The 11,724-nt window shown below is 66.5% G+C and carries 12 protein-coding genes; 5 read left to right on the top strand and 7 right to left on the bottom strand.

From position 1 onward, the window contains the following. Positions 1 to 96: 96 nt before the first annotated feature. From QWJ37_RS14440 to QWJ37_RS14450, 3 genes are all read right to left on the bottom strand, one after another. Positions 97 to 300, bottom strand: coding sequence for a cold-shock protein (locus QWJ37_RS14440; protein ID WP_227905745.1), 204 nt, complete (start codon positions 298 to 300; stop codon positions 97 to 99). Between the two features lie 120 nt (positions 301 to 420). Beyond that, positions 421 to 1,053, bottom strand: coding sequence for a LytR C-terminal domain-containing protein (locus QWJ37_RS14445; protein WP_227929204.1), 633 nt, complete (start codon positions 1,051 to 1,053; stop codon positions 421 to 423). Positions 1,054 to 1,123: 70 nt separating this feature from the next. Continuing rightward, positions 1,124 to 1,456 carry a DUF3263 domain-containing protein gene (locus QWJ37_RS14450; protein WP_227905743.1) on the bottom strand — a complete coding sequence of 111 codons (333 nt, stop codon included), beginning with the start codon at positions 1,454 to 1,456 and terminating at the stop codon, positions 1,124 to 1,126. Positions 1,457 to 1,569: 113 nt separating this feature from the next. Between QWJ37_RS14450 and QWJ37_RS14455 the strand changes: the two genes are divergently transcribed. From QWJ37_RS14455 to QWJ37_RS14470, 4 genes are all read left to right on the top strand, one after another. Further along, positions 1,570 to 2,055, top strand: coding sequence for a transporter substrate-binding domain-containing protein (locus QWJ37_RS14455; protein ID WP_290245689.1), 486 nt, complete (start codon positions 1,570 to 1,572; stop codon positions 2,053 to 2,055). A gap of 2 nt (positions 2,056 to 2,057) precedes the next feature. After that, positions 2,058 to 3,056: a cation diffusion facilitator family transporter gene (locus tag QWJ37_RS14460; protein ID WP_290245690.1), complete on the top strand. Its 999-nt coding sequence runs from the start codon at positions 2,058 to 2,060 to the stop codon at positions 3,054 to 3,056. Positions 3,057 to 3,224: 168 nt separating this feature from the next. Then, positions 3,225 to 3,902, top strand: a complete 678-nt coding sequence (locus QWJ37_RS14465; RefSeq protein ID WP_290245756.1) for a uracil-DNA glycosylase — start codon at positions 3,225 to 3,227, stop codon at positions 3,900 to 3,902. A gap of 30 nt (positions 3,903 to 3,932) precedes the next feature. After that, complete coding sequence (locus tag QWJ37_RS14470) at positions 3,933 to 4,799, top strand: siderophore-interacting protein (protein WP_290245691.1); 867 nt, start codon at positions 3,933 to 3,935, stop codon at positions 4,797 to 4,799. Between the two features lie 87 nt (positions 4,800 to 4,886). Here QWJ37_RS14470 and QWJ37_RS14475 read toward each other — a convergent pair whose 3' ends face one another. The 4 genes from QWJ37_RS14475 to QWJ37_RS14490 form a co-directional block, all read right to left on the bottom strand. Beyond that, entirely contained in the window at positions 4,887 to 6,485 is a 1,599-nt protein-coding gene (locus QWJ37_RS14475) for a threonine/serine exporter family protein (protein WP_290245692.1), read from the bottom strand. Positions 6,486 to 6,800: 315 nt separating this feature from the next. Continuing rightward, a complete protein-coding gene (locus tag QWJ37_RS14480; protein WP_227929207.1) occupies positions 6,801 to 7,874 on the bottom strand; it encodes a peptidoglycan bridge formation glycyltransferase FemA/FemB family protein in 1,074 nt (357 codons plus the stop codon). 142 nt (positions 7,875 to 8,016) lie between these two features. Next, on the bottom strand, positions 8,017 to 9,585 hold the full coding sequence (locus QWJ37_RS14485) for an MFS transporter (protein ID WP_290245693.1): 1,569 nt from the start codon (positions 9,583 to 9,585) through the stop codon (positions 8,017 to 8,019). Between the two features lie 25 nt (positions 9,586 to 9,610). After that, a complete protein-coding gene (locus QWJ37_RS14490) occupies positions 9,611 to 10,573 on the bottom strand; it encodes a CHAD domain-containing protein (protein WP_290245695.1) in 963 nt (320 codons plus the stop codon). A 169-nt stretch (positions 10,574 to 10,742) separates the two neighbouring features. Here QWJ37_RS14490 and QWJ37_RS14495 point away from each other — a divergent pair, with 169 nt between their 5' ends. Continuing rightward, positions 10,743 to 11,720 carry an aldo/keto reductase gene (locus tag QWJ37_RS14495; RefSeq protein WP_290245757.1) on the top strand — a complete coding sequence of 326 codons (978 nt, stop codon included), beginning with the start codon at positions 10,743 to 10,745 and terminating at the stop codon, positions 11,718 to 11,720. The last annotated feature ends 4 nt before the right edge of the window (positions 11,721 to 11,724 follow it).

The following is an 11,724-nucleotide window of genomic DNA, read 5'->3' on the forward strand; positions in this document are numbered from 1 at the left end:
ACAGGCTGCCGGAGAAGCAAAAGCAGCGGCGGAGCTGATACTCCACCGCTGCTTTTATTCCCCTGTACGGGACGGGGCAAGGCCCGCGCCGGGCCGCTATACGGCCCGGACCTCTTCAGCCTGGGGACCCTTCTGCCCCTGGCCTATTTCAAACTCGACCCGCTGACCCTCTTCCAAGGTCCGGTAACCCGAGGCCTGGATCGAGGACCAGTGAACAAATACATCCGTTTCCGCTTCGTCGAGGGTAATGAAGCCGTACCCCTTCTCCCCGTTGAACCACTTGACGATCCCCTGCGCCATGCTCTTTCTCCAACCGTGATTTTTCAGTGCCGCCCTCCGGCGGCTGGCATTACTCTAACCATGGTGTTCTGCATCACATGCGGGCAGGAGGATAACGTTTTGGTGTTTTTCGCCGTGCGGCTACTGGAATCCGGGTCCAAGGACCACCGTAACTACGGCAAATCCGGGTGTTTCCATAACCGTGGGGATGCCGAGCTGCGCAGCAACCTCGCGGGCGTTGGCTGCCTGGTCCGGTGAGCTGTAATAGACACCCGAGGCCTGCTGGGGCACTCCGGTCCAGTTACCCACCGTCCCCACCGGCCACCCGGCGCCGGAGATCCGGCCGGAAACGGAGGCACCAAGACCGCTGATTCCACTGGCGTTAAGCACTGTCACGGGCTGCGTCCGGTCCACCGCCGGTTCGGGCTCGGCTGAGGGCGTGGGCTCGGGCGTGGCCGCGGGACTCGGCGCCGCGGTTTCCTCGGCTTCCTCTGTCTCGCCGGCGGTGTCCTCAGGTGTGGGCGTGGGGGAAGCCGCGGGCTCGGCGGGTGCCGACGCCGTCGAAGAGGCTTCAGGATCTGCGCCACCCAGGTCAATGCCCAGGCGCGGCACCACAAAGTAGGCGGCCAGGCCGATGACCAGTGCGAGTACGCCCACGGTGATCAGCAGGCCCAGGCCGCGTGAACGCGACGGAATGAGGCGTTCACGGTGCACGCCCTGCCGCGCCGAGGTTTCGGGGACCTTGTCGAACTCGTCCCTGGGGTATTGGCTCATAGTGGAGAATCAATCCTTGTTCTGGTGGCGCCGCATCCTGGGCCGCCAAATGGTGGTTGGTGGACCGGAGCTAGATGCCGGAGCCCATACGGCGGGCGGTACGGGCGTTCTGGCGGGTCGTACGTAGTCTACGCAGTCGCTTGACCAGCATCGGGTCATGGGCCAGCGCCTCTTCGGTATCGATGAGGGCGTTCAGCACCTGGTAGTACGCGGTGGCCGACATCCCGAACAGGTCGCGGATGGCCTGTTCCTTGGCGCCGGCGTATTTCCACCATGCCCGCTCCAGTGCGAGCATCTGCTGTTCCCTGACGCCGAGCGGACTGTCCGGATCCACCGATTCATCGAGGGAAAACCGCCCGGTTTCCGATGATGCTTCCGCTGCCTCAGCCACACGTGCTCCCATGAAAGATCCTTGTCCTGCCTACTCAGACATGCTAATTGGGAATAACAGGCTTGTCATTTAGTGCACTGCCGCGGACAAGGACGCTGTGCAGGCAACAGCGCTATGGTCAGACTATGACTCGACGCTTTCCCGGTTTTGTCTGGCTGCTGTTCCTCGCCTGCACGGTGGTGCCGTTCACGGTTTCCTGCAGTGCCCTGCCCGCGGATCCGGAGGGAACACTGGAGCGTGTTTCCGGCGGCACCCTGCGCGTGGGTGTGTCCAACGCCCCACCCTTCACGGAGGTGGACGGGGACGGGGAACCCGCCGGAAGCGAAACGGACCTGGTTCGTGACTTCGCCGCATCCGTAGACGCGGACGTGGAATTCTTCGAGTCCGGCGAGGAACACCTGATGCAGCGGCTCGCGGAAGGCGATCTTGACCTGGTCATTGGCGGCCTGAGCGATTCCAGCCCGTGGACCGACAAGGCGGCCCTCACCCGGCCCTATGCCGATGTGACGGATGGTTACGGCAAGCAGCGCAAGCTCGTGATGGCGGCACCGCTGGGGGAAAACGCCTTCCTGGTCCGGCTGGAGGAATTCCTGGCAGAACACGGGGAGTAGCAGTGAGCACCTGGATTGGACGTACCGAACTCAACGCGGAACAGGAGAAGATCCTTCGCCGCGCCGTCCACCTCGAATGGCTCACCATTGCCATCCTTGCCGTGACGGTGACCCTGGTTTTTGCCGTTATGGGCAATTCGCAGGCGATGAAGGCCGCAGGTATCGAGGACGCACTCTCCTTCATCCCGCCGCTCGCCTTCCTGATGGGAGTGCGGATCGCCGGAAAACGCCCCAACGCGCGCTACCCGTACGGCTACCACCGCTCCATCGGCGTGGCCCATCTGGTGGCCGCCGTCGCCCTGGTCTCGATGGGCGCGTTCCTTATCTTCGACTCCGGCAGCGGCCTGCTGAAGGGGGAACACCCTCCCATCGGGACCATTGAGCTGCTCGGACAATCCGTGTGGCTTGGCTGGCTGATGATTGCAGTCATGGCGATCACCGGGGCGCCTCCCGTTTTCCTGGGCCGGGCCAAGATGAAGCTGGCCCGCGAGCTGCACAACAAGGTGCTGTATGCGGACGCCGACATGAACAAGGCGGATTGGATGACCTCGGTGGGCACCATTGTGGGCGTCGCAGGGATCGGGCTGGGATTCTGGTGGGCCGACGCCGCGGCCGCCCTGTTCATTGCGGCCAGCATCCTTCGCGACGGGCTGCGGAACATGCGCGGCGCGGTCACCGACCTGATGGACACCACCGCAACCACCTTTGACGACGACGGCCCGCATCCCCTGGGCGGAAAGGTCCGGGAGTACCTGCGCAGCCTGGACTGGGTGGGCGACGCCGGTGTCCGTGTGCGCGACGAGGGCCAGGTATTCCACGTGGAGGCATTCGTTGTGCCCCGCCGGGAGAAGGATCTGACGCTCGGACGCATCAACGCCGCCCGGGCCGGCTGCATGGACCTGGATTGGAAACTGCGGGACACAGTCATCATCCCGGTGGATTCGCTGCCTGATGAAACAGGCGGCAGCGGCAGCTTCCATCAGGCGGAGAAGGACGGGTAGGTCCAGGCCGGAGTCGTGGCGGGCTGCAGGCGCCGCAGGCAATGACAGGATGGACCAGTGACCACTAACGAGCCCGCAATCAACGAGCCCCCGCTGTTCTCCTACGCGGCTCCGGCTGCGCCCGGCGCTCCGATTCCCTTCGCCGCTCCGGCAGGTGTCTCCGGCCTGATGGCAGCTGACTGGGCGGAGTCGCTAAGCCCGCTCACGGAAAGATTCCATGAACTTGCCGCCGGCCTGGAATCCGACCGCGCCCTGGGCCATGAGATACTTCCGGCGCCGGAGAACGTCCTGCGGGCGTTCCAGCGCCCGATGTCCTCGGTCAAGGTCCTGATCCTGGGCCAGGACCCGTACCCCACGCCCGGACACGCCGTCGGACTCTCCTTCTCCGTGGGTGCAGACGTTCGACCATTGCCCCGGAGCCTGAAGAACATTTTCACCGAATTGCAGACGGACCTCGGCATCTCCCCTTCCCCGTCCGGTGACCTCAGCGCCTGGGCGGACCAGGGCGTCCTGCTACTGAACCGGGTGCTGACCGTCAGGTCCGGCGCTGCCGGGTCCCACCGCCGCCGCGGGTGGGAGGAAATCACTGAACTGGCCGTGCGTTCGCTGGCTGCCCGCCGCGGACCTGACGGCACACGGCTGCCGCTGGTTGCCGTGCTGTGGGGGCGCGATGCCCAAAGCATCAAACCCTTCCTCGACGGGGCACCTACGGTTGAATCCGCCCATCCCAGTCCCTTGTCAGCGAGCCGCGGATTCTTCGGTTCCCGGCCGTTCAGCCGGGTCAATGAGCTGCTTGCCCGGCAGGGGGCGGGGCCGGTGGACTGGCAGCTGGGCACGGTACGGTAGTTTGCAGGCCCTTCCCTAGGAGAAACACTCATGCCCGATGCAATGTCCGCCCCGCAGGAGCCGGGACGCCCCCGGGAGGCAACGTCCCGGCCGCAGCGTCCCCTGCTGACCCTTGAGGTTCTTCGGCGCGAACAGATCAGCGAACACATGGTCAGGATCACCGCAGGCGGGCCGGGCTTCGACCGGTTCCGGCCCAACAGCTGCGCCGACGCCTACTGCAAGATCTGGTTTGGTCCTGACGGACGTCCGCTGGACGGCACGGAGGATCTGGAGACCATCCGGGCCCGGAGCGAACGTGAGCACTGGCCCGTTTCGCGCACCTACACCATCCGGCGGGTGGACCTGGACGCCCGGGAAATCAGCATTGACTTTGTGGTGCACGGTGACGAAGGGCTCGCCGGCCCCTGGGCCGCTGCGGCACAGCCCGGAGAGCCCCTGACGTTCTCCGGTCCCGGCGGAGCTTTCAACCCGGACCCCGAGGCGGACTGGTACCTGCTCGCCGCCGACGAATCCGCGCTTCCGGCCGCGGCCACCGTTTTGGAGGCACTGCCCGCACACGCCGTCGGCCAGGCGCTCCTTGAGGTGGCTGGTCCCGCTGACCGCCAGCCGATCAGCGCGCCGGCCGGTGTTGAGCTGACTTGGCTGTACCGCAACGGTGCTCCCGCGGGCCGGAGCACCGTCCTCACGGATGCCGTGGCTGCGGTCCAGTGGCGCGAAGGTACCGTGCAGGTCTTTGCCCACGGTGAGCGGGAGGCCATGAAGTCCCTCCGGGATGTGCTCTTCGGCCACCGGGGCCTGGAACGGTCCCAGGTATCCCTTTCCGGTTATTGGGCTGCCGGGCGGACCGAAGACGTCTTCCAGGCCGAAAAGCGCACGCCAGTGGGCAAGATCCTCTAGTCACGCATAGCCAAAGGGCCGGGTCCGCCGTGCAGTGCACAGCGGACCCGGCCCTTTGCGGTTCACCGAACCGTTCCGCGGCGGCCATTACCGGCGCCGGTTGCGCCTGTCGTTGCCGTTCAGGTTGCGGGTGAAGGGGCGCCCCAGGTTATCGCCCAGGACAACGCCGCCGGAGATCGCCAGGATGACGGTCAGGGCGTCGAACAGCCCCACCGCCCCCGCGTACATGTCCTCGGCGTCAATGCTCAGCCCGTACATGGACCGGAAGATCGCCAGTCCGGGGAACAGGAAAAGCACCGCCGGGACGGCCACGATCAGCTGCGGCGCACCCATCCGCAGGGCAACGATCCGTGCCACCATGCCGATGAAGATAGCGGACACGGCGGGTGTAAGCCGGGGCCCCACTCCCCCGGCTTCGGCTATCTGGTACACCAGGAATCCGGCCAGACCGATCAGGACCGTGGGCAGCACCAGCGCACGCGGGGACTGTTCCACAATGCAGATGGTGGCCAGGGCAACGGCCAGCAGCAGCAGCGTCACCGGGAAGGAATACTGGGACGAGGCCACATCCGTGACATCCAGCCGGGCCATCCCGAACAGGGCCCCCATGACCAGGGCCACGGCGATCCCGGCCACCAGCGCGCCGAAGGTAAGGAACGCGGACAGGAACCGGCCGGAGGCCGTCACCGGGAACCCGTTGATGGCATCCTGGACCGCGGATACCAGCCGCCCGGTGGGCAGCATCAGCAGGATCCCGCCGGCCACCACAATGCCCGGGGAGATTGGCACTTCCATGGACCAGAAGATCATCGCCATCGCCGTGACGACAAAACCGCTGGCCGCCGTCGTAAAGAAATCCGGCACCCGCCAGCGGCCCAGCACCCGCTGGAGCAGGCTGACCATGACCGTTCCGGCGAAGCCCACCAGCGAGGCCAGCGGACCGCCGCCGATGAAGCCGACAATCGCGGCAGCGAAGATGCCTGCAGAGAAGGTCACCGCCCAGCGCGGGAAGGGCTTGGGCCGGTGCGTGATCTCGTTGAGCCGGTTCGCCGCTTCGGCACGGCTGAGCCCGCCGTCGATAATCTCGGTCACGAGCTGGTGCACCAGGCCCAGACCGGCATAGTTGTTGGTCCAGGAGCGCACTACCCGCATGACGGTGATGGGTGTCTGGTCCTTGGGTGAATAGTTGAGCAGCACCGACTGGTTGGTGATGTCCACTTCGATGCTCTCAAGCCCGAATGCGGCGGTCACGGCGATGATGGCGGTTTCAACTTCCAGGGCACCGGCACCGTAACGGAACATGGTTTCAGCCAGGCTGAGGGCAAGGTCCAACGTCTTGCGGGCGTTGGCATCCGTGCCCGAGCGCACCAGCGGATTGGCGTACGGACTGCCCGCCAGCCGCTCCACAATGGACATGGCCTGGGTCGGCGGGCTCTCGCCCTGGACGAGCCGGCGCAGCATCCGCCGCGCTGCCGCCGAGGACCGGTCGGTGCGGACCGCCGTGGAGCCGGCCGGAGCTATCCCCGAAGGAACCGTCTTCCGTGTGCGGGCGGGCCGTTTTTCACGGGGATCCGCCGTCTTCCGTCCACGCTCCGGCTTGAGCGCTTTGGCGCCGGCAGGCCGGATGACCGAGGTGGTGGGGGGCGGCGGCTTGGGGCGGGTGCTGCGCAGCGCGGCGGTGGGCATCTCTCCGGTGGGCTGGCGGCCCGGCGGTGTCGACGGCGGGGCGGGCGCCTTCGCTGCAGCGCCCAGCGATTTTGCCGCTGCGCCCTGTCCCCGGGATTCCGCTCCCGGGCCCGGCCCTTTCCCGGCCCGGGCTCCCCGCCCGGCCGGGACGCTGACTACGGGTATCAGCCCCGCAACCGGGTCCGGGTTGGGTGCCGAATCCGGCTTCGGCCCGGGCCTGCCTCGGCCCGGACCGGATGTGTTCTCCAAAGACTCACCCTTTCGCATGGTGGCCCGGGGCTCCGCCCGGTTCCTGTGTTTTGTGCCCTGCTGGTTTTAGTAGAACGGCTGCTGGTGGCGGCGCCAGTAAATCTGCCGGGCCACCTTTTCGCCGATGGTGTTCCAGATCCGGTACCGGACCGGGTCCACCACAAAGTCATAGCAACCCACAAAGTCGGTGACCGTCTTTGAGAAGCTGGTCTTGAACAGGCCCAGTCCGTGGTGCGGATGGCTCTTGTCCTTAAGCCGGTCGCTCGGCGGGGTGCCGCAGAAGTCATAGGAGGTGATGCCGCACTCGTCCTTGAGTTCGTTGATGGCCGTCCACTGGACCAGGTGCGAATCTCCGTACTGGCTGCGCTTCGGCTTGGACCCGCCGTCCTTATAGGTGCCCTTGTTTCCGTAGGCGATCACAAACGCGCCCACCGTGGGCTCTCCGTCCTCGAACGCGAAGTAGAAGCGTCCCTGTCCGGCGGCCACGAAGTTGGACCAGAAGCGGTGGTAGTACTCATAGGAGCGCAGGCGTGCGGCGGAACGGTCCTCAATATGGGCCATCAGCCGGTACATGGTCCGCATGTTCTCTTCCGTGGGTTCCACCCGGCGCACATCGGCGCCTTCGCGGATAGCCCGGCGGACGGCGTTGCGGCCCCGGGAGGAAAGGTTCTTGAGCAGCTGCTCGGAGTCCGGAGAGGTGTCCAGCAGTGCCGTTGAATCGTTGGGCTGCAGGTTGAAGGTCTTGATGAACCCGGCGCCGGTGAACAGTGCCCGCACCTCCTCGCTGTCCACAATGTCCGGCTCCACCTTGATCGCAAAGACCCGCAGCCGGTTCTCCCGGATAAAGCGGACGAGCGCGTTCACCACCAGCGGCACGTCTTCGGGTGCCGCGACGTCGGGACCCTTGATCAGGTACCACAGGCTGCCCAGGCCGCGGACTCTCTTCTCGATCGCGAGCGTGTAGGTCACGTAATCGGGTCCGGTGACGGCGAGGTAGACGGGATTCCAGCCGTGGTGGGACTTCACCTCGGCGAAGGAGGCCGACTGCAGGACGTTGCCGCCCCCGGGGTTCGCCAGCACGTGTTTATCCCAGTTGTCGATCTCTTCGGCAGTGGCCAGGCGTGCACTAAAATCTCGCAAAATACCTCAACTAATGGTTTGTTCACTGCATCGTTTTCGGCGCACCCACCCCGCATGCACCGGCCGCCTGTGAAGCGGCCTTCGGACCGGCTCCCAGTCTATCCGTTGCATTGCCGGCGAACCGAAACCCCGGGACCGGACCTCAGGTCGGTGCAGGCAGGAACCAGCGCACTCGGGGCTCGGCATCGGTCAGGTCCCAGGCCTCCCGGATGAGCCGGCGGTCCTCCCCCGTAGTCCTGGTCTGCTCCTGGCGCAGGTATTCCCGCCAGGTCGGCACGTCATAGATCTCCCGGAACTGCTCCTCCTCGGTGATGGAGTGCACCAGCTCCCAGTCCGTGGCTCCGGTGCGAATCCGGGTGAGGCGTACCTCATGCATCGCCAAGAGGAAGGCGTCGCTGCGATCCGCCGGCACATCGTAGGAAATCAGGACCGTCACCGGACCGGCGTCGGGCTTCGGCTCCTCGGGAACATCCAGATGAGGGTTTGGCGCCGAGGCAACACTGCGGTCCAGTCTCCCGGTTCCCGGCAGCAGCGGCAGCACCAGCACGCTGGCCCCGGACAGGGTGAGTACGACGGCGGCAAAGGCGAGGGTGGGTGCGTAGCCGGCGCCGGTTGCCCCGGATCCCCAAAACATGGCGCCGATGGCCTGCGAGCCGGCCGAGATCATGAGGTAGACGGACAGCCCGCGGGCACGCACCCACTCGGGCAGGGTCAGCTGCATGGCGGCGTTGAGCGTGGAGAAGGTAAAGATCCAGGCGATTCCGCCCGGTACCAGCAGCAGGGCAACCGCCCAGGCCGGCCAGTAACCGGCGGCGAAGGCACCCGCGGCGAAAACCACGGAACTGATCCCCAGAAGTGCGTTGGCGCTGAAAAGCCTCCGGGCCGACGGCAGCAGCAGCACCCCCAGGATGGCTCCGGCCCCCAGTGCGCCGAGCAGCAGTCCGTAACCGGTGGAGCCGAGCCCCAGGTGTCCGTTGACGGCGATGGGCAGGAGCGCAAACAGGGAGCTGGCCGGGAACATAAAGAGCCCGTTACGCAGCAGGATCCGCCGGATCCGCGGTGCCGCCCGGATATAGCGCATGCCTGCGGCGAGCGCCTCGCGCATGTGCTCCCGCTCCGCTGAATCCTGTGCCGGAGCGCGCCAGAAATAAATGGCTGTTGCCGTACCGATGAAGGAGAGGGCGTTAAGCCCGAAAACGAACGCCGGGCCGATCAGGGCCACCAGCAGCCCCGCGATGGCCGGGCCAACCGCACGGGCGGTGTTCACGGCCACGCTGCCCAGCGCCGCGGCGGCCTGGACCTCTTTGCGCGGCACCAGCGCCGGGGTGATGGCCTGCCAGGCCGGTGCGCTCAGTGCCATTCCGCAGCCGATCAGGAAGGTGTAGAGCAGCAGTGAATCAGGGTTCAGCAATCCCAGGGCTGCCACCACGGTGAGGGTAGCCGCAGCACCTGCGGCAAAAATATTTGCCCCGAGGATCAGCCGGCGCCGGTTGAACGCATCCGCCAGCACCCCGGCAACCAGGCCCAGCAACAGGGACGGGGCCAGGTTGGCTGTCTGGACCAGGGACACCAGCGCCGGGTTGTCGCTGTTCTCCACCAGGAACCACTGCGCTCCCACGGTCTGCATCCAGGTGCCGATATTGGAGCCCAACTGCGCTACCCAGAGGATAAGGAACATCCGCCGCCGCAGCGGCGCCCATGGCGAGTCCATCCTGATCCCTTCGTGTACCGCCCGGTCAGGGGCTGGACGGGAAGCCTTTCCAGGCATGGGCAAACCGCTCCCGCGCCGCCGCGGCGTTCGCCTGTTCCAGTGCATGCAGCCGGCCGTAGGTGAAGCCGTTTTCCCCTGCGGCGGACGCCGACGCGCCCATCCGGCGCAGGTATTGCCGGGTCACGACGCTGTCCTGGTGCTCCCCAAGGATCTTCTGGATGTGTTCCGCGGCCTCTACCATGGCTTTGGCTTCCACCGGCTGCACAGCCTCCCAGACCTCGGCCGCGTAGCGCAGTTTTTTGGCGTCCTTGCGTGCTTCGTGCAGTGCCTCTGCGTGTTCCTCGCCGGCGAGTCCGCGTGCCATCCGCACCCTTCGGTGAAGCCGTTTGCGGTCGCGGCGGATCATGGCGGCAGCCGCCGTCCCGGCCGGCTCCTCTGCGGTTCCGTTCCAGGGTGGCCCGTCCACCAGCGCCTCCACGCCGTCCAGGAGGCGGAAATACCGTTCCGAGTCCAGCGCCTCAATGACAAGCCCGTAGGCCTGGCGGTAGTCATGCAGCAGTTCTTCATCCACCCGGGCGCTCACCGGACCCATCACCAGGTCCTCCGGCTCACCGGCAATCAGCTCCTTCAGCCGGTGCCGCATCACCTGGGCGTCCCGGGCCTCGCCGAGGACTCCCGCCAGCCAGCGGAGTTCACCGCGCAGCGAGCGCGCGGGTTCGGGCTGCATCGTGGAGCGGTAACTCGAGAGTGCCGAACGGAGCCGGCGGGTGGCAACCCGCATCTTGTGCACCCCGTCCGCGTCATTCCGGCGCACCCGCGGTTCGTGGTGCAGAAGTTCCCGGTACTGTCCGCGCAGGTACTGCACCAGCAGTGCGCCCACCGGCCCGTCGGCGGTGGGAGGTTCTGGTTCCCTGCCGGCAGGGGCTCCCCTTGCGGGTTCCGTGTCCGGTCCGGGTTCCCCGGGTGTGGTACCTGCTTGGGTGACCATGTGGGCAAGTATAGGACTGCAGCGGCCGCATCAGGGAGCCCCCGGGCGTCCCCGGGCCCTACCTTTGTCCAGGCGGCCCCGGGCCTATCCTGCCCGGGGTGTCACGGGTAGCATCACCGGTTAGTGGACCGCGGAGACAATCTGGGCGGAGGCTTGGCCGATGACTGCGATGACGTACGCCAGACTGGGCAGATCGGGAGCGATGGTCTCTGCCATTGGGCTGGGCTGCCTGGGCTTCGGGGACCCTGGCCGGGGCGCCCATAATTGGACTCTGCGCGAGGATGAGGCCACGTCCCTGCTGCGGCACGCCGTGGAGCTGGGCATCAATTTCTTCGATACGGCCAACGTTTACTCGGCCGGGCACAGCGAGGAGATCCTGGGTGCTGCCGTCGCCGAATACTGCCGCCGGGACGAGGTGGTGATTGCCACCAAGGTCCACGGCGAAATGGGCCCGGGGCCCAATGAGTGGGGCCTGTCCCGGAAACACATCATCTGGCAGGTGGAACAGAGTCTGCGGCGGCTGGGTACGGACTACATCGACCTGTACCAGGTACACCGCTGGGACGGGAACACCCCGCTGGAAGAGACGCTTCAGACCCTGGACCAGCTGGTCCGGGACGGCAAGGTGCGGTATCTGGGCGCCTCGTCGATGTATGCCTGGCAGTTCGCGAAGGCACTGTTCCTCCAGGAGGAGCACGGCTGGGCTCCCTTTGTCACCATGCAGGATCACTACAACCTCCTGTACCGGGAGGAGGAACGGGAGATGCTGCCGCTGTGTGCGGACCGCGGGATCGGCGCCCTGCCCTATTCCCCGCTTGCCCGCGGCCGGCTGGCCCGCCCGTGGGGCGCCCGGACGGCCCGGCAGGATTTCGATGAGCAGGGTTATGAGCTCTATCGCGGCAACGAGGAGACCGACCGCCGCATCGTGGACGCCGTCGGCAACGTGGCCGAGGGACTCGGCGCCACCCGTGCCCAGGTGGCCCTGGCCTGGGTCCTGGCCAACCCGGTGGTCACCGCCCCGCTGATCGGCGCCACCGCCGCCGCCCACCTGGACGAGAACATCAAGGCCCTCGAGATCCGGTTCACCGAGGAGGAATACGCGGTCCTTGAAGAGGCCTACCGGCCCCGGCCCGTGGTTGGCTTCTGACCAT

The organism is Arthrobacter sp. YD2, from assembly GCF_030410475.1.
GTDB lineage: Bacteria > Actinomycetota > Actinomycetes > Actinomycetales > Micrococcaceae > Arthrobacter_B > Arthrobacter_B zhangbolii.

Excerpts from the sequence above, each read along its gene's own strand:
- QWJ37_RS14440 (WP_227905745.1), bottom strand. The coding sequence starts at position 300 with ATGGCGCAGGGGATCGTCAAGTGGTTCAACGGGGAGAAGGGGTACGGC.
- QWJ37_RS14445 (WP_227929204.1), bottom strand. The coding sequence starts at position 1,053 with ATGAGCCAATACCCCAGGGACGAGTTCGACAAGGTCCCCGAAACCTCG.
- QWJ37_RS14450 (WP_227905743.1), bottom strand. The coding sequence starts at position 1,456 with ATGGGAGCACGTGTGGCTGAGGCAGCGGAAGCATCATCGGAAACCGGG.
- QWJ37_RS14455 (WP_290245689.1), top strand. The coding sequence starts at position 1,570 with ATGACTCGACGCTTTCCCGGTTTTGTCTGGCTGCTGTTCCTCGCCTGC.
- QWJ37_RS14465 (WP_290245756.1), top strand. The coding sequence starts at position 3,225 with ATGGCAGCTGACTGGGCGGAGTCGCTAAGCCCGCTCACGGAAAGATTC.
- QWJ37_RS14470 (WP_290245691.1), top strand. The coding sequence starts at position 3,933 with ATGCCCGATGCAATGTCCGCCCCGCAGGAGCCGGGACGCCCCCGGGAG.
- QWJ37_RS14475 (WP_290245692.1), bottom strand. The coding sequence starts at position 6,485 with ATGCCCACCGCCGCGCTGCGCAGCACCCGCCCCAAGCCGCCGCCCCCC.
- QWJ37_RS14485 (WP_290245693.1), bottom strand. The coding sequence starts at position 9,585 with ATGGACTCGCCATGGGCGCCGCTGCGGCGGCGGATGTTCCTTATCCTC.
- QWJ37_RS14490 (WP_290245695.1), bottom strand. The coding sequence starts at position 10,573 with ATGGTCACCCAAGCAGGTACCACACCCGGGGAACCCGGACCGGACACG.
- QWJ37_RS14495 (WP_290245757.1), top strand. The coding sequence starts at position 10,743 with ATGACGTACGCCAGACTGGGCAGATCGGGAGCGATGGTCTCTGCCATT.